This window comes from Paenibacillus validus NBRC 15382 (assembly GCF_004000985.1).
GTDB lineage: Bacteria > Bacillota > Bacilli > Paenibacillales > NBRC-103111 > Paenibacillus_G > Paenibacillus_G validus.
The window spans coordinates 44,022-60,867 of the sequence record NZ_BIMH01000008.1 but is presented as its reverse complement, the minus strand read 5'-3'; the positions used below and the strand labels follow the sequence as shown (position 1 = coordinate 60,867).

General features: G+C 50.0%; 16 protein-coding genes. 1 reads left to right on the top strand and 15 read right to left on the bottom strand.

Annotation, left to right across the window (positions count from 1 at the left end):
• Position 1 precedes the first annotated feature (1 nt).
• From PVA01S_RS08145 to PVA01S_RS08110, 8 genes are all read right to left on the bottom strand, one after another.
• The gene (locus PVA01S_RS08145; protein ID WP_127606702.1) at positions 2-685 is read right to left on the bottom strand and encodes a DUF2848 family protein; all 684 of its coding nucleotides are present in this window, start codon (positions 683-685) and stop codon (positions 2-4) included.
• A complete protein-coding gene (locus PVA01S_RS08140) occupies positions 685-1,353 on the bottom strand; it encodes a GntR family transcriptional regulator (protein ID WP_054795748.1) in 669 nt (222 codons plus the stop codon). The genes PVA01S_RS08145 and PVA01S_RS08140 overlap by 1 nt, the downstream gene beginning before the upstream one ends.
• A 317-nt stretch (positions 1,354-1,670) precedes the next feature.
• Positions 1,671-2,015, bottom strand: coding sequence for a cupin domain-containing protein (locus tag PVA01S_RS08135; protein WP_054795747.1), 345 nt, complete (start codon positions 2,013-2,015; stop codon positions 1,671-1,673).
• A gap of 338 nt (positions 2,016-2,353) precedes the next feature.
• Positions 2,354-2,707, bottom strand: coding sequence for a Rieske (2Fe-2S) protein (locus tag PVA01S_RS08130; RefSeq protein ID WP_054795746.1), 354 nt, complete (start codon positions 2,705-2,707; stop codon positions 2,354-2,356).
• Entirely contained in the window at positions 2,704-3,807 is a 1,104-nt protein-coding gene (locus PVA01S_RS08125) for an amidohydrolase family protein (RefSeq protein ID WP_127606700.1), read from the bottom strand. Before PVA01S_RS08125 ends, PVA01S_RS08130 begins: the two co-directional genes overlap by 4 nt.
• Positions 3,808-3,836: 29 nt before the next feature.
• Positions 3,837-4,328: an aconitase X swivel domain-containing protein gene (locus tag PVA01S_RS08120; RefSeq protein WP_127606698.1), complete on the bottom strand. Its 492-nt coding sequence runs from the start codon at positions 4,326-4,328 to the stop codon at positions 3,837-3,839.
• The gene (locus PVA01S_RS08115) at positions 4,325-5,605 is read right to left on the bottom strand and encodes an aconitase X (RefSeq protein WP_127606696.1); all 1,281 of its coding nucleotides are present in this window, start codon (positions 5,603-5,605) and stop codon (positions 4,325-4,327) included. Before PVA01S_RS08115 ends, PVA01S_RS08120 begins: the two co-directional genes overlap by 4 nt.
• Before the next feature lie 62 nt (positions 5,606-5,667).
• Positions 5,668-6,999, bottom strand: a complete 1,332-nt coding sequence (locus PVA01S_RS08110; protein WP_127606694.1) for an FAD-dependent oxidoreductase — start codon at positions 6,997-6,999, stop codon at positions 5,668-5,670.
• Positions 7,000-7,325: 326 nt separating this feature from the next.
• On the opposite strand from PVA01S_RS08110, the gene PVA01S_RS08105 reads away from it, so the two are divergent.
• Positions 7,326-8,225 (top strand): LysR family transcriptional regulator, encoded by a 900-nt coding sequence (locus PVA01S_RS08105; protein WP_127606692.1) that lies wholly within the window; start codon positions 7,326-7,328, stop codon positions 8,223-8,225.
• A gap of 112 nt (positions 8,226-8,337) precedes the next feature.
• Here PVA01S_RS08105 and PVA01S_RS08100 read toward each other — a convergent pair whose 3' ends face one another.
• The 7 genes from PVA01S_RS08100 to PVA01S_RS08070 form a co-directional block, all read right to left on the bottom strand.
• The gene (locus PVA01S_RS08100; RefSeq protein WP_127606690.1) at positions 8,338-8,994 is read right to left on the bottom strand and encodes an ABC transporter permease; all 657 of its coding nucleotides are present in this window, start codon (positions 8,992-8,994) and stop codon (positions 8,338-8,340) included.
• Entirely contained in the window at positions 8,994-9,773 is a 780-nt protein-coding gene (locus PVA01S_RS08095) for an ABC transporter ATP-binding protein (protein ID WP_127606688.1), read from the bottom strand. Before PVA01S_RS08095 ends, PVA01S_RS08100 begins: the two co-directional genes overlap by 1 nt.
• A 24-nt stretch (positions 9,774-9,797) precedes the next feature.
• Positions 9,798-10,187, bottom strand: coding sequence for a VOC family protein (locus PVA01S_RS08090; RefSeq protein ID WP_054795741.1), 390 nt, complete (start codon positions 10,185-10,187; stop codon positions 9,798-9,800).
• A 30-nt stretch (positions 10,188-10,217) separates the two neighbouring features.
• Entirely contained in the window at positions 10,218-11,033 is an 816-nt protein-coding gene (locus PVA01S_RS08085; protein ID WP_127606686.1) for an ABC transporter permease, read from the bottom strand.
• 77 nt (positions 11,034-11,110) lie between these two features.
• Positions 11,111-12,178 (bottom strand): ABC transporter substrate-binding protein, encoded by a 1,068-nt coding sequence (locus PVA01S_RS08080; protein ID WP_127606684.1) that lies wholly within the window; start codon positions 12,176-12,178, stop codon positions 11,111-11,113.
• A 114-nt stretch (positions 12,179-12,292) separates the two neighbouring features.
• Positions 12,293-13,372 carry an ABC transporter substrate-binding protein gene (locus PVA01S_RS08075; protein WP_127606682.1) on the bottom strand — a complete coding sequence of 360 codons (1,080 nt, stop codon included), beginning with the start codon at positions 13,370-13,372 and terminating at the stop codon, positions 12,293-12,295.
• Between the two features lie 337 nt (positions 13,373-13,709).
• Positions 13,710-16,808 carry a hypothetical protein gene (locus tag PVA01S_RS08070; RefSeq protein WP_127606680.1) on the bottom strand — a complete coding sequence of 1,033 codons (3,099 nt, stop codon included), beginning with the start codon at positions 16,806-16,808 and terminating at the stop codon, positions 13,710-13,712.
• Between the last annotated feature and the right edge of the window lie 38 nt (positions 16,809-16,846).

The following is a 16,846-nucleotide window of genomic DNA, read 5'->3' as shown; positions in this document are numbered from 1 at the left end:
TTTAACCTCCTGTAATAACCGAATATTCGCCCCTCAAGCTCCGGCCCAGCACGGGATCGGATATTTCATATTCAAATTTGCTTCCGTATACGAACCCTTCCAAGGTCGGTACCGTTCCGGAGAAAAAGACGGTATGGGAAATGTCCGTATACCCGAACTCCTCTAATTTCTCTAACAATTTCGAGAATGGAAGCAGTGCAGTAAGGTCGTGCTCCTGATACAGCCGTCTTCCCCCTTCATCCGTGATCCAGGAACGAAGCACCAGTTGATCCCAATGATCCTCCACATCTTTAATTCTCCAGAATGTGGTGATGAAAGGCTTAGGACAGGCCGCTTTAGATTTAGCGATATCTTCTTTCTCGAGAAGACGATCCGTATGATCGCTGCCGATGGTCAGCAGCCAGTCGTCGCCGTCATGGTAAACCACATATTCCACTTCGCCGGATGTTTCCTTGCCGGGAACGGTAATCGTCTGCTCGTTTGTCAGTACGCTGATGTCTTGCGGATATAAAGCTGGAATGGTCGGTGGCGGAGCCACTCCGATCTCGGCAAGCTCATGAATATGCTCGTGCACCTTCTCGATATCTCTGCCCATGTAGCCCATAACAAGCACTTTTTGAACCACAGTCTCTTTCTCCGTCATGCTTCCGTCTTTTTCTTGAATGGTAATTGGATAAGTGTGCATTAATCTGTCTCCTTTTTGGACTTTAGGGAAGCTAGAACAGCCGTCCGTGTGTGTATGATATGTTCATGCATGGCTTGCTTAGCGAGCTCCACATCGCGCTTCTTCAATTGTTCGATAATCGCCCGATGTTCCTTCAAGGTTCTTTCCACCCGGTCTGTCGTATCCAACGCCACGATACCAAACCACCGCATTTGATCGCTTAATGTGTGCATAAGCTGGATTAATCGATCATTGCCCGTTAATTCAGCCATATGCATATGAAAATCTTTGTCCATCAAAATAAAGGATTGGTTATTCCCTGTGTGTCTTTCCTGCTGGACAAATATTTCTTCCAGCCGCTCGATGTGAGCGTCCGTGATCTTGGGGATCAGCAGCTCTACAACAAGGGCTTCATTGGCCCCCCGAAGCTGCAGCACTTCTTCGACGTCCTTCTCCACAATATGGCTGACGAAAACTCCCTTTCGCGGAACAGACTTCAACCACCCTTCCATCTCCAGCAGCTGGAGAGCCGCCCGAAGAGGGGTACGGCTAATCCCCAATTTCTCGGAGAGGTCCCGTTCGTAAAGGACATCCCCTTGAGCAATCACATGATTGATAATTGCATTCTTGATTTCATCATAAGCATGATCCCTAAAGGATTGGGGTTGTTGAATTTTCGTAAATTCCAAGGTTATGATCCCACCTTCAGATTGCAACTTGTAAGTATTTGAAATGCCACATCTGGTATGTGGTATACCAACCAGGCCGAAAATAAGAACCGTATTACGCTGTGGCATCTTTCATTCGTTCGAATGAATAATGCTCTGCTTCGTTCCGAGTTGGATTGATACAAATATAACGGATGGCACATTTCATGTCAATATAGTTATCATTTATTTTAGAAAAATATGATAGAAACCGATTTCATTCCGTTATGACCATATAAATCAGAGTTTTTATGTTATATTACTTTACAAAAAATTAATTATGAATCTGCATTTTGACCTCATTTCGCGTAATAACGTACTTCAAACAGTTTACAACCGTTCGGAGTTATCCATGGACCGTGCTTCATTCCCGGCGGGCGGCAGGCCACCATGCCTTGCGTAAATTCCTGATTGAGCGTCAAATCAATCATGGATCCTTCGATGATGTAAATTTCCTCCCAATAATCATGGGCCTGCACACCGTTCGGAGACGTATCCGTTCCCGGAACATAGCTAAGAATTCGTGTAACCATTCCGTTATCCGGATCTCTAGCGATGATTCTTTCCGTTATTCCTTCGATTCCGCCGACTGGAAGTTCTTCGAATTCATGATAGTCGATAAATTCCCGTTCTGGTTTGGCCATCGTCTGGTTATCCTCCCGCCGCTGATCATGATGCTGGTATGTGGTATACCAGTTCGGAAATAACTAAACATTCAAAATTTCCAGAATCCTCTAACAGTAAATGCTGAAATCAGTATATCTTCCATTTTTAGTCATGTCAATACTTTCTATAACCGCTTACAAGGAGCGATTGGATACCTGTTTCCACCATGCCAGGCAGCCATGTTATCATTGTTTACATGACCGTCCCTTTACCGGTAGACTGCTATCCATAGGCGATTGGCCGCCCCTTTGACTAGAAAGAGCGGCCGAAATGCCTGATATCCCCTGCGTGGTAACTTATGGCATCAGGTGGATACTTATTTCATCAATACGTAAACATCTTCATCATCCGCTTCGACGGGAAACCCTCTCAGCTTGACCGACGCATCCACCAGGTGATGGCCTGTTTTGAGATCGAATTCCCAGCCGTGCCAAGGACATCGCAAAATCTCTTGATCACGGCCGTGCTCGTATTCATATACCATCGAAGGCAGACGCGTCCCGGATACCCGGCCGACACAAATAGGTGCTGCCGCATGCGGGCAAACGTTGCGCCACGCATAATACTGGCCATCCACCAGGAAAATCCCCAGCTCCATCCCTTTAACCTCTACGATCAGTCTCCCTTTTTCACGGAGCTCTGCGACTTTGGCTACTGCGAATTTATTCATCCCGCTTCTCCCTCCGTGCCGGCTGCATCGACTGTTTGATCCAGACCGTACAGCTGAATGGCATTTTTGGCACCAATTTTTTCTCTTAGCTCGCGCGGAAACAAGGAGAGCACCATTTTCGGGTTATCGTAGTCCCAGTGCGGATAGTCGGAAGAATACATGATCATATCCTCGGCGCCGCTCATTTTAATAATTTGAACAAGGTGTTCGGGATCGGCAGGCTCCTCAATCGGCTGTGTCGTAAGTACTACATGCTTGCGGATGTATTCGGACGGCAGCTCTTTCAACCAGGGCACCGTATCCCGCAGCGCCTTGTAATTTTTATCCATACGCCACATCAAATGGGGAAGCCAGGAGATTCCCCCCTCGATGGCGACAAATTTCAACTTGGGGAACTTCTCGAAGACGCCTTCGCATACCAAGCTGTTCACTTGCGACATATAGTTGATCGGAATAATATTCTGCCATTCCATATAGCGGGTCGGGTATCCGGATGGCGTCGGAGGATACGAAGGACCGATTCCTTCGTTGCCCGGATGAATGGCTACCGGCAATCCGTGCCGTTCAGCCGCTTCGTAGATCGGATGAAAGAACCGCTGTCCGAGCAGTGTTCGCGACACGCTGCACATCATCACTTGAACGATATCGGGATGGCCGGCCAGCCGCTCGATTTCTTTGACTGCTGCGGCCGGGTCGGTATGGCTAACCAGAATCGAGCCTTTATAACGAGGGTCGGCTTTCAGCCAAACTTCATTCTGCCAATCGTTGTGAGCCGACGCTACAGCATTGGCGTAATCAGGATCGTAGTTTAAAGAAATGCCGATCATGGAAGCGTTCCCTGTCAAAATCGCATAATCGATTCCATACTTATCCATGTGGTGTTTCAATGCGAATACGGGGTCGCTGCCGGGTTTGCTGCCTATATCAGAGATGGCGTCCTTCCGGATATACCCGACGGAGCTCCATGGTTTTCCGCCGACGCCGATCCCGCTCTCTAACCATTGTTGATGAAATGCTTTTGGTAAAAAGGGAAGGAGATCTTGGGGACTGGAAAGATCATTGTGAAAGTCTGTATCAATCAATCGAGGGGCTACACCCATTTGTTTCACTGCTCCTTCTTCGTTATTGTTCATACGCCGGCGGCTTCACTGCGTTGTTCGGCCGCTCCAAGCCGCGAGTCCGTTGTGGTTTCGTCCCGTTGGATGTCCTTTTTTTTAGTGATTTCGACGATGCCGTTATCGGCGTCCACCTTGACCCAATCCCCCGTTTCAATCATATCCAGCGGGTCCTGATCCAGATCGGTCACTGTAGGCGCATGTGAAACTACGGTACCTAAGGCCGCCTTCGTCGTCATGATATTAAAAATCATGGCTTTAGGGGCCGCACCCACCATTCGCGCCATGTGAAAATAGGCGGACCAGCCGGAGGATCCCTTGGCACCGGGGAATACAAGAACTTTATCCTTAAAGCTCTGGCCTTGCAGCTCATGCTGCAATTCAATAATCGTACCGGTCATCGGGTTGATGCCGCCCCAGCCGGAAATCGTATCCCGGGTCACCAGAGCCTCGCCTTCCGCGCAGCCGCCAACTACTTTTCTTCCATGCAATACGATCTTTGTCATCTCAGCCCTCCACTCCACTTGCCGGTTACAGCCGCATCGATGCAATCCTTCAGTGATCCAAACCAGCATTGTATCCCCATGATCGCCGGCAGGTAGTGGGCTTGCTTCGCCGAATCGGTTGCCACCACTTTCGTTCCGGGCGGTAACACTTGCCCAAGTGCAGGGCATGTATCGCTCATCAAGAAACCTCCGGCTTCGGTAATGATTTGGGTATAACCGTTCCGGTCCGCCAATTCCCGGATAGCCCTCGGCGTAAAAATCCACAGCTGCGTACCGCTGTTTACGCGTTTGCCTTTCAGCAGCTTGCAGATTTCCCAAATCTGCTCGATAGACGCGTGCGGGCAACCGAGCATAATAAAGTCTACATTCGTGTCTTTGGCCGAAACGTTCAAGCGATCATACGCCTTTTGCCGCTCCGCCTTTCCAAATTTGAAGGTGTACTGCGGCTTTCTCTTTCCTAAAGCATCCTCGATGGATTGCGCCTCAGCCGTTATTTTAGGGATATGATACATTTCAACTCCGCCCGATGACGCTGCAGAGGCTCCGAAATGCTTGATGCGATATGAATTTGGAACATGTCGGACGCCGCTAAGGACCGGTACCCGATCGCCCACGACCTCTCCGACATAGTACCCGAGCAGCCCCCAATCGGTCATGCTCTCGACTTCCCATTCGACTTCGACCAAGTCTGTAGCTAAACGATTCTCGTCGATATGGTATCCCCAGTATGGAATCCGGCCGGTCAGCATGGCAGCGCCCGTGCTTTCCCTTCCTTCACAATTCGTGCGGGCCCCGAGCACCGAGTTGATGTAGATCACGGCGGAAGATTCCATCCACGCACAGTGCTCTCCTTTCACCGGTATGTTCCCGACCTGATAAGGAGCGCAGGTGCTCATGAGCTGGATGCCGATCCCCGCGTTATATGCCTCGTGCTCCTTGATGGATTGTACTCTTTCAGGCGTACCCCCGAGCTGCTCCCAGTGGGCGGCATCAAAGCCGGTAATCAGCTGACAGGAGTGGGTTTTCACCATGGGAATTTCGACAGCCTCCTGACTGTCCAGATTGAATTCGGAGAATAAGGCGTCGAATCCATATTTAGCTGCATACTCCCGCATTAAGCCGCTCGAGGCGACTACCGTCGTGCTTACATTGCTGGTTTCCACCAGTTTTTCCGCTCCTAATGCCTCACCGTAACGTACAAGTAAATCCATTGCCTTTTGTACGGCACGACCATCCCGGCCATCGAGCATATATTTCTCTTCATCGCTCAATTTCATGGTGAACCTCCATTATTTCCTACAGTTTGAGCATGCCTAAATCCATGGACGCCGCTTCTTCCTTATGGAACAAGTGACTCGGTTGAACTGCGTTTATCGTTGCGCTCCAAGTTATCCCTCACTCGCTCATGCAGCGCATTGATGTCGATTTCATGCACGCTTCCCTCACCTGCAAGATCCAGCGCGTGAGCTGCGGCCGCTCCCATTGCAATGCACGGCCCCATTACGCGTACGCTTGAAAGGGCGGCTGTATCTGCGTCAATACAGCGTCCGGCAGCAACCAGGTTATCGACATCGGGGGGCGTCATGCTCCTGAGAGGCACATAATGAACATGGTCTTCGTCGAAAGTTTCCCATACATAACCCTCTAAATGGCTATGAAGCTCAATCGGCCAAGAGGTGCGCGCTACGGCATCGGGAAAGCGCGTACCCGCTCGCACCTCGTCAACTGTCAGCTGCTTGCTGCCGACAATCCAACGCGTTTGACGGATACCCGGCAGGCCGTAACCGCGGACGCGTGCCTGGCCGAACGCCAGAGGGAATTCCGTTTTCAAGAAATGAATGTACTTATCAGCCTGGGCCTTGCCCTGCAGTGCGCTGGCCGAGGCCGCCACCGGTTCAAGAGGTGTTTCCGTATGCGTCATGTTGACAAGGGCTGTACCACGTCCCGGGAAGGAGAATGCAAAGCCGTCTTTACGTCCAAGCCCGTACAACTCGCCCTTTTCTTTTTGATGTGCATACACTTCTTCTCTGGTTGGGTAATGGCTCTCATCCACACCTTCAAGCACGACCATCTGGGTACCGTACACCGAAACCTCGGCCGGTTCTTGGCAAGGCAGCCCTGCTTGCCAGGTTAGCGCTGCGTCACCCGTCGCATCGACAAAGCCGGTTGCAGTGAGATGGATGTCGCCGTAACGCGTGGAAAGATCAATCGAAGTAATGCGCCGTTCTTCACGTGTAACCTCCCTCAGAACAGCACCGAGAATGACCGTGATGCCGGCCGCTCGCACGGCCTCTTCAATCCACCTTGACAAAGCGATTTCGTCATACATGACGGAGTTCCATTCTCCCCAGCGATAATGCAATTTTCCGGCGGCGCCAAGATCCCGGATGATTTCGTCGGCAATCCCGTGCGTGAGCTGGTATCCGTTTTTTCCATTGGAAAACAGTCCGCAGAATATGCCGATGATCGAATTGACGGCCTGACCGCCCAGGGCTGGAAGCCCGTCGACCAAAACAACCTTGCGCCCAAGGCGCGCTGCCTCCAGCGCGGCCGAAATACCGGAGATTCCTGCGCCGACGACACAGATGTCCGCTGCTATTTCTTGTACAGGATTCGCATTGTTTTTCCGGACCACGCGTGTAGCTGTGCTTGCTTTTGCTCCTTCAATCATGTAAACACTCCTCCTGATTAGTTGTTAGGGTTAACTTCATGCCAACATTTTTGTAAACGCATACAGCTTTGATATACACAAAAATTAACAAAAAATATTCGGTAATACAATTTGTTTTGCGTATACAATGTATTGTAAAAAACGATAGCTTCAGCAAGCGCCTTAATTTCTCCGGCTGCCCATAACGAAAATAGTATTGGTACCGCATTTTAGATATTGTATACTTGTAGTAAATAGCCTCTAGCGTCTCCTGTACATCCGTAACAAGTCACAAATAATCATACGTAACGATTCACAATTCTAACGCTGCTTACGAGGGAGATACAATGGAAATTCATCAGTTGGAATACTTTCTGGCCGTGGAGAAATACAAAAACTTTTCTGCCGCCTCATTGGAAATCTCGATATCGCAGTCCACCTTGTCACAGCAGATCAAGAAACTGGAAGAGGAATTGGGCGTGAAATTGTTCGTGCGCCATCCGCGTTCAGTTCGTCTGACTCCCGCTGGAGAAGAGTTTCTCGTTCATGCACGAACCATCGTTGCGGAGATTAAACAATCCCTTGAAACGGTGCAGAAGTATACGAATTTTGATAAGGGGAATTTCAAAATCGGGGCATTTCCCCATGCTGAATATTTGGGGCTGAGCAAGATCATTATCGACTTCATCCGATGCTATCCAGGTATTCATGTAGAGGTTCACTCTGCCAGTACGGATGATTTGCTGAAGGAATTGCGTGAGAAAAAAATTCAGGCTGCGTTCATCAATTCACCCTTTACGGGCGATTATGACATTGATTTCAAGCCCTTGATGAGCGATCGGGTCGTCATGGTCGTATCGGCTTCCCATCCATTGGCCAAAGAAGAAAGCGTCGACCTTCACGATCTGTCTCAAGAAAATTTCTTAATGGTGAAAACCAGTCCTTGGCTTCGCAATGCTTTGCTGCATGTGTGCAGCGAAGCCGGGTTTCAACCCAAAATCATTTTGGATTGCAGCCATGTGGAAACCATGCGGGGTTTTCTGGAGGAAGGCCTTGGTGTAACCTTACTGGGGAGCCGGGTTGCCCAGCGCTTCGTCAACTCCAAAACTTCGATTGTGCCCATTAAGCAAGTGCTTGAACGGCATAGCGGTCTCGCTATTCCGAAATACCCTTTCTCCAAACCGCCGCTTGCTACGAATCTTTTCCGGAAATTCACCCTTGATGCGCTCTCTAAAGCCCCGAAATAGATGAACAGCCGGCGGATTCATAGCCGTCAAATCAAATGCACCCCTTAGAATATGGATTGGATTACCTTCGGATTTTTCCAATCTCTATTCTAAGGGGTGCGCCTGCATGGACCTATTTCCACGGCAGCAGCATGGTATAGCCTGCCGACAATTTTAACCCGGCAAAAATCATCGGCAGGGAAGCCGGCAGGATCACCTTACGAATCACATTAAGAGGCTTCGACCCGAAGGTCACCGCCGCTTTGATTAAAATCGGATCGACGTTTCTTACTCCGGAGTAGGTGTTGATGACGACAGGGAAAAATACGCCAACGGCAATGATTGTAATTTTCGGCGTTTCGCCGATGCCGAGCCATAGAATAAACAGCGGCAACAACGCGATCTTCGGGATGGGATAAAGCGAATAAATGATCGGTGTCAATATGGCGTCTATCCACCGGAAGAATCCGAGAAGAAGTCCTACGACAATGCCGATGCATACGCCTATAGCATAGCCTGAAGCTATCCGGTACAAGCTTGCCAGCACATTCTGGTGAATTTCCCCCGAAAGCAGCATGCCCCAGCCAGCTGTAACAATAGATATCGGCCCCGGTAAATACGACGATGACACGACCCCCAGACGGCTGAGCACTTCCCATACAACAAGAATTCCAAGTATCCCCAGCACCGAAACATATCCCGGTGTCTTTTTCTCCATAAAGGCTACGCGGTTACGGATAGCTTGCTTCGTAGACGGCGGAACGACTGGTCTGGAAACCGCTTGCTCCATCACTCGGCCTCCTTCAAGGCTTCTTGAGCGTCATGCCGAATAAGCTGCCAAATCTGATCCGCATAACGGTCAAATTCGACACGGTATTTTTCTTCATTACGCCCGGTTTTCGGCAGATCGATCGGAATAATACTCTTAATCTCTCCCGGCCGCCGTGACATCACAATAACCCGGTCAGCCAAATATACCGCTTCCTGGATGTTGTGTGTAACATAAAGCGTACTCAGCTTGGTACGGTTCCAAATCGACAGCAGCTCTTCCTGCATAATGGTACGTGTCTGTGCATCAAGCGCCGAGAACGGCTCATCCATCAGCAGCAGATCCGGTTCGACGGCCAGTGCCCTTGCGATCCCGGCCCGCTGCCTCATCCCGCCCGACAGCTGCTTCGGATACGCGGATTCGAACCCGCTCAGCCCGACCATCTCGATATACCGGCGTCCCTTTTCCCGCTGCTCCTCTTTGCTGGCCCCCCGCTCCTCCAGCCCGAACACTACGTTTTCGTAGACGGTTCGCCAAGGGAACAGCGCAATTTCCTGGAATACGATGGACAGGAGGGGCTCCTTGTTCCCCTTTACGCCCCCAAAATAAACTTCGCCCGAGCTCGGGCTCATCAGCCCACCGACAATATTTAGTAAGGTTGATTTGCCGCAGCCGCTTGGCCCGACCAATACGACAAATTCCTGCTCTGCTATCGTAAAATTGATGTTTTTCAGGGCCGTCACTTCTTGCTTGCGCGAGTCGATGAAGCGCTTTTCTACGTTTTCAACGATGATCTTCATGATTACTCCACCACCCTTTCAAGCTTATAGCTCCACATAATTAGATAGTTCGATTAGATTGTTGTCCGGATCGCGGAGATACACCGATTCCATGAGACCCATTGCTCCCGGACGGGATATTGGGCCCAGCTCGATCGGAACGCCGCAGCTTTCCAAATGCTTGATCACTTCAGGCAGAGGCGTTTCCGCAATAAAGCACAGATCTCCGGCACCTGGTACCGTCACAGCCGCTTTGGGCTCAACTTCACTGCCTTGCTCGAATAAATTGATGCGATTTTTGCCGCATTGCAGATATTTCCTCGTTCCTCCTGCAAATATTCCCACTTCCATGCCTAATACGTGCTGATAAAATTCACAAGTGGCGGTTACGTCACGCACCGTCAATACAATATGGTCCATACGATCAATTTTCACAGGACGTCCCTCCAATCTATGATGCCGGAATTACTTCCACGGCAGCAGCTTACGCTCCAGCCACTCGAGCAACCGGTTAAACGACAGTCCCAGTACGGACAAAAGCATGACGCCAACCATCAAATTCATGGTCATCATGAGGTTGCCGTAGCGCAGAATCATAGAGCCGACCCCGCTATTGGCGGCGATCATTTCCGAGGTAACCAGCAGCAGCAGTGAAATGGATGCGGACATTTTCAAACCGGCGAAAATCATGGGCAGCGAAGCCGGCAGGATCACCTTGCGAATCACATTGAAGGGCTTGGCGCCAAAGGTGACTGCGGCTTTTATCAGAATCGGATCGACGTTTTTCACGCCGGCATACGTATTGATTACGGCCGGAAAAAATACACCGATCGCAATAAGCGTTACTTTCGGCGTTTCGCCAATGCCGAGCCACATAATAAACAACGGCAGCAGCGCAATCTTCGGAATCGGGAAGATCGAGAATACGACCGGTGTCAGAACGGCATCCAGCCATCGGAAGAAGCCGAGAAGGAGTCCGATGATAATGCCGACGGACGCGCCGATTGCATAACCTGCGCCGATCCGGTACAAGCTCGCCAACAAATTTTGATGGATTTCCCCTGTCGTTAACATGCCCCAGCCCATTGCAACAATAGCCGTTGGCGCCGGCAGGTATAAGGCCGGTACCAATTCCATACGGCTTATGAGCTCCCAGACGATCAATATGCCAAGTATCCCCAGCACGGAAGCATATACCGGTGTTTTTTTGTCCAGAAAGGCTACCCGATTACGGATGGTTTGACGTGGCGCTGGAGCTGCTTGTTTCGATACTTGTTCCATCCTATTCAGCCTCCTTTAGCGCCGCTGACCGTCATCCGGTCAGCGGCCGGATCTTAATTGTTTCGTTTATCGCAGGCTTATTTCTCCAGTGTCTTTAACGCTGCATTGTATAATTCGGTATCCACGATTTCCTTGCTGTCCAGCGACTTGGTAATCAATTTTTCTTTCAGATACCAGTCGATTTGCGTCTTGATGTCGTCCGCCGTCAGCTTGGCATCCCGATCCATATACGGGAAAGATTCCTTGATAATCTCCTCCGGCTGCTCCGTATATTTAGCTACGATTTTTACGACTTCGTCATAGTTTTGGCCTTTGACCAATTGACCGTCCTTTTTAGTCAGTACGGCGTCATGATAATAGCGTGTCCCTTTGATGTAGGCCCTCATAAACCGTTCGGCTACATCCTTATCGGCTGTAAATTTCGGCGAGGTTAGAATTGCCGTCGATTGGTAGCTCATCTCGTCCGCCACGTTAGCCAGAACTTTGCCGTACCCTTCCTTCAAGGTAATCGCAATGTTCGATGACAGAAGCATAACCGCGTCCACATTTTTACCCTTCAATGACTCCATTTGAGCTCTGGTCGAATTCATCGAGATCAGTTCAATGTCCTTTAACGACATCCCGTGCTTCTCCAGAATATTTCCGATCATATAATGGCCTGCCGAACCTATCGAAGTAACGCCTACCTTTTTACCCTTTAAATCCTCAATTTTCGTAATGGGAGAGTCCTTGTGTATGACTACGGCCGATAGCTGATAGCCTTTCTCCTCTTTCCCCTTGTCGGCCACGATGGACATCTTTTGGCCTGCCGCTACCATGTTGTACAAGTCTGCGGTCAACCCGTTTGCAGCTACGTCGATGCTGTTCGATGCTAAAGCTACGTTAACAGCATTGGACGAATCGAACCATTTGTGCTGGACATCAAGATTTTCTTCCTTAAAAAAACCTTTCTCCATAGCAATATACAGCGGGGCCCCGCCGGTCAGCTTCAGCAAGCCCAATAAAACGGTAGCCTGTTTCTTTTCAGCCGGTGAATTGGAAGCGGGCGAAGCGTTACCCTGATCCGCTTCCTTCTTCCCACAGCCAAAGAGCGCCGTGGCGAGGAACAAGAGTACAGCTAGTGCGAATATCGATTTTTTCTGCATGCGTGTCGGCCTCCAAATCATGTTGTTTGTAACCGCTATCATCTTAAAGCTACCAAAACTATGAGGTTATTGCAATTTGTTTAAGATACACGCTCCATGATTAAAGCGATAACGTTAGTTTTTTAACGTTTTCAATGCTTCATCCAGCAGTTCAGTATTCACGATATCCTTGACCTGCAGCGGCTTGGGCATCAATTTTTCCTTCGTATACCAGTCGATCTGTGTTTGGATATCGTCAACCATAAGCTTGCCGTCCCGATCCATATAAGGGAAAGACTCTCTAATAATATCTTCCGGCTGCTCCGTATATTTGGCCACGATCTTTACGACCTCGTCATAATTTTGTCCCTTTACCAATTGGCCGTCCTTTCTCATCAGAACTGCGTCGTGATAATACCGCATTCCTTTCACATATGCCCGTAAAAAGCGTACTGCCGCATCCTTATTTTCCGCGAACTTCGGTGAAATGAACGTCCCCGTCGATTGGTAGGTCATTTCATCCGCCACATTGGCCAGCACTCTGGCATACCCTTCTTTCAGCGCAACCGTAATGTTGGATGTATTCAGAATAATCGCATCCACATTTTTTCCTTTAAGGGCCTCCATCTGGCCTCGGGTCGTATTCATCGGAACCAGTTCAGCATCCTTCACGGTCATGCCGTGCTTCTCTAAAATACGAACCGACATATAATGGTTGGACGAACCGATCGTCGTTAACCCGATTTTTTTACCCTTTAAATCCTCGATCGTCTTGATTGGAGAATCTTTATGCACGAGTAAGGCTGACAGTTGATAACCCTTTTCTTCTTTACCTTTATCGGCCACGATCGATACCTTTTGACCGGCCGCTACCATATTATACAAGTCTGCGGTAAAACCGGCCGCTCCTACATCCACATTGTTGGACGCGACGGCCACGTTGACCGCATTGGATGAATCGAACCATTTGTAGTCAACGGTAATGCCTTCTTCTTTAAAAAAACCTTTTTCCGAAGCAAGGTATAAGGGCACACCGCCGGCCAGCTTCAGCAAACCTACAGATAATGTAATCGGTTTCACTTCAGCCGGTGGATTAGACGTTCCCGCCGCCTGTCCCTTGGTATCTGCTTGTACGGGCTCATTTTTACTACAGGCAACGAGTGCAGTACTGAGAAATAATATAAAGAGCATCGCTGATAGTGCATGTTTTTTCATTGTTTATTAACCCCTTCCGCGCTTTAAAGTAATATTTTTTCCTGTTCCTAGGCAAACCATGAACAAATGCGCGTCCTGCATCTCAATGATCTATAGTTATTCGGTGATACCCCCCCTTGAATGGTAACGGTTTCAATACCTTGCGAAGTTAGCAAACCGTTTATCTGAAAAGTAACAAATATAGGGAGGCATTACAATTTGTTTTGAATATACAAGGTATCGTAAATAGCGATAGCTTAAAGGAGAAATGGCACCATCCACACTTTGGTAACAGCCTGTCCATGTTCTTGCCAACCCGAATTTCCGGCAAAAGAAATGTCAGGTTGTATGGGAATCCCTACACCTTCAACAAGAAGGAACGGGACATCTCATACCGGTTTCCATATCCGTCAAGAGCTATCGTTGACAGCGTATTTTTACCCGGCTTTAACTCTTCCATCCCCAGGTGCCGCCGGAGCGTCAGACCAGATGGCAGGCCTGAGGCGTCGAATGTCCGGTTTTCCTCGAAGAAGAAAGTGGCCATAGGCAGCACCTTATCGTTCAAGTAAACGGCAAGGAGGGCCGGCCATCCATCGGAGTTTGGAACAAGACCCGGATAATGGAGCACAGCTTCCAGTACCCGATGTGAACCACCGTTACGGACCAGATGGAAGAAAATCAAGGGGGCGTTAGATCCGGGCGCCGCCGGGTACAGCTGCCTCGGGTTCATCCTGAATTGATCGGTTAAGGCGTTCATTTCGCTCTTGAGACTATCGATTTCTTTTTCCTTGTTGAAGACAGGCACCACATAACGGACGAGAACCTCGAACAGTTGACCAAAGTTAAACTGGTTCTCGAATGCCCGCATCACCTCATCAACAATTTTGGCGGAGGGGGGTCCGATACGTCCAAGCCTGACATTCTCCTTGAGCTTAAACGGCGGGAGTCCGGGAATGGGACTGGGAATTTCTATCGATACGGGGACTGTCAGGTCAAAACCAAGATTCGCCGATTGAATCTGCCGTGTCACATGTTCGCGAAGCTGGCTCGTAATCGTGCGCTTAAAAGCATCAAAATCCCCGTTGTTTCGAAACGCATCCAAGATCGGGCCCGGGTCAAAATCAATCGTCCGCAATGGACCCAGAACGGCCGGCAAAATCACTCGTTCGACGCCCGCTTTGACTGCATTCGTTAGTTCACGTTCGACGGCATCCCGAATCTGCGGCACCAAGGACAGGAAACCTAAAGCTCTTCTGGCCTCCACAAGGAACAGATTGGTTAATTGATCCAGAACGATGGTTCGAATGAGATTTTCCAGATATTCGCCAATTTTGTTAATCTCCTTCTGGAATTCCTTAATGAGGCCTTCCAGCTCTGCAAGGATTTTGTCAAGAACAACCTTAAAGATCATTTGCAGCAAATCCATCGAAATTTTGTTCATCCGCCCGAACAGCAGTGCCGCCAGTTCCTGCCCTATTTGTTCAAGTGCGTCCTGCTGCGGAACCCATTCAGGCCGCCGCAATTCATTCATAAAGGAGAGCGGCTGATAGCCTTCGAGAGGCGTTACAACTCTTTTTAGCAGCCCGAATATGCGGGCTTGGGAATCCTGTGGGAAAGGGCCGAGGTTGGCCCCGACGATCTTCAAGCTTTCTTCCAGCAGCGTATCCAACAGCTCGACCTCGGGGCCTCCGCCCACGCCTTTCAAAACATCCATGATGTCCGAGATTTGACCCGCTGCACGATTGAGGAGACTTGCCACATTTTGCTGTACCGCGGTAAGAACGGTTTCGATCAAGATCACCATATTCCGGCCGATCATGGTCAATAGAATCGAGGATAGGGCTTCCTGCACTTCCTGCTTGCCGGTTCCGCCTTGGAACCCCCGCAGCACCTCGGGGAGCACCGCTTCATTCATCAATTGCAGGGCGGGGAGCAGTGCATGGTCTAATAGAGCGGCAATCTCCGGATTTCCTCCCAGAGCCCGCCTCACTGCAGGAACGAGCTGCCCGGATAGCAAATTCCCGGCGAATGACTGGAACTCGGGAAGTATCGCTTGCAGTAGTTCCTGCGCCGACACGGGGGTGCTTCCCTGGAAAGAAAATAGAGAGGCGGCAATGGTTTGCGGCGTACCGGTGAAGGCAGCGCCGAACACGCGAAGAAACGCCGTCGTTTCTCCGGACTCCTGCAGCAGTAAAGCAAGCGGATTGCCCATAAGAAACGTGATCAAGTCTTCTTTCCGCAAGGCCTGTTCCGAACCTTGGTTCAGTTGGAGATTGATCCAGCTTCTGACGGATGCCGGAGGCTGTGCGGCGAGATTTCCTGTAAACGTGTACAGCGCAGTATCTGCGGAAATGTGCGCAGCTGCATCATGATTCAAGGTGACTGCGGACCATGCCATAGACAAGGTTTGCAGCCATTGCTGCCTCTTGTCTCCTTCCGGAAAGGAAGAAATCAGGTTTTCGCTTGCTTGTAATATTTCATCCCAATCCTCTTGCGCGAGCACGGGTTCAGCAGCCTTCCCGCTCAGAAGGTTAAGGAATTGGCGGCTTTGCTCCGTCTGGATATTAGCTTCCTGAAGCAGGACCCGGAATCGCTCTACCGCAAAAGAACTGACTTGCGACAGAATCCATCTTTGCGCCTCCTGGACCATCACTTGAACAGAGCGCTGCCTCCATTCATCTGCAGTCACCGTATTGGCGTCGGACAAAGCTTTACCGATTTCATAGGCAAGGCGAACGGCGATTTTTAACACCGCTTCTAGCGAAGCAAGATCCCGGATTGCCCCTGCCGATTGCTCCGCCGAGCGAACCAGTCCGGAAACGAGGACGTCCGATATCCGGGCCACCAGACGACGGGCTTCTGTCATCTTCAAATCGAGGACCACCCGATATCCTCCGCCGGCTTTGAAACCCATCCCCATTTCGAAAACCATCTGAAACCCGGGTTCTTTTACCTCGTCACTGCGAAACAAGGATCCGGTTACAACCAGATTGGCATACGCCATGACAGCTATCGCCGCCTGGGCGTACAAGGCTCCTTCGAGGGAAACTTCCTCCAGAAAAATATCCAGCAAGTTTCCGAAGAGCCCCTGCACTTCCGGACGCTGCTTCAGCAGCTTCAGCAGGTCTCCAACGGTCATATCCAGGCTGAGCCCGACACCGGCAGCCAGCCGCGCTATCGCTTGAAGCCGGATCGCGAGTCCCGCCTCCCTGAACATATTCAGGGGAGTCTGCGCTTGAGCTTGCACCGTCGCTTCCGCGCTTATATGGGACAAAAAGCGCACGCTTCCCCATTTTTTCATCAGGCTGAAATACGCAAAAGCGTTCGCATTTAAATCGAAGCCTCTCCTTGTGTTCAATGCCGAAGAAACAGCTTGATGCCCCTGTATATCACCCCAAGGCCGGGCTGCACTGAATGCTTTCCGAAAGATTTGTTTGTCCAGATCGATGGAGGGCAATACAATCAGCTCCTTGAAGGGTCGAATATTTTGTAAAT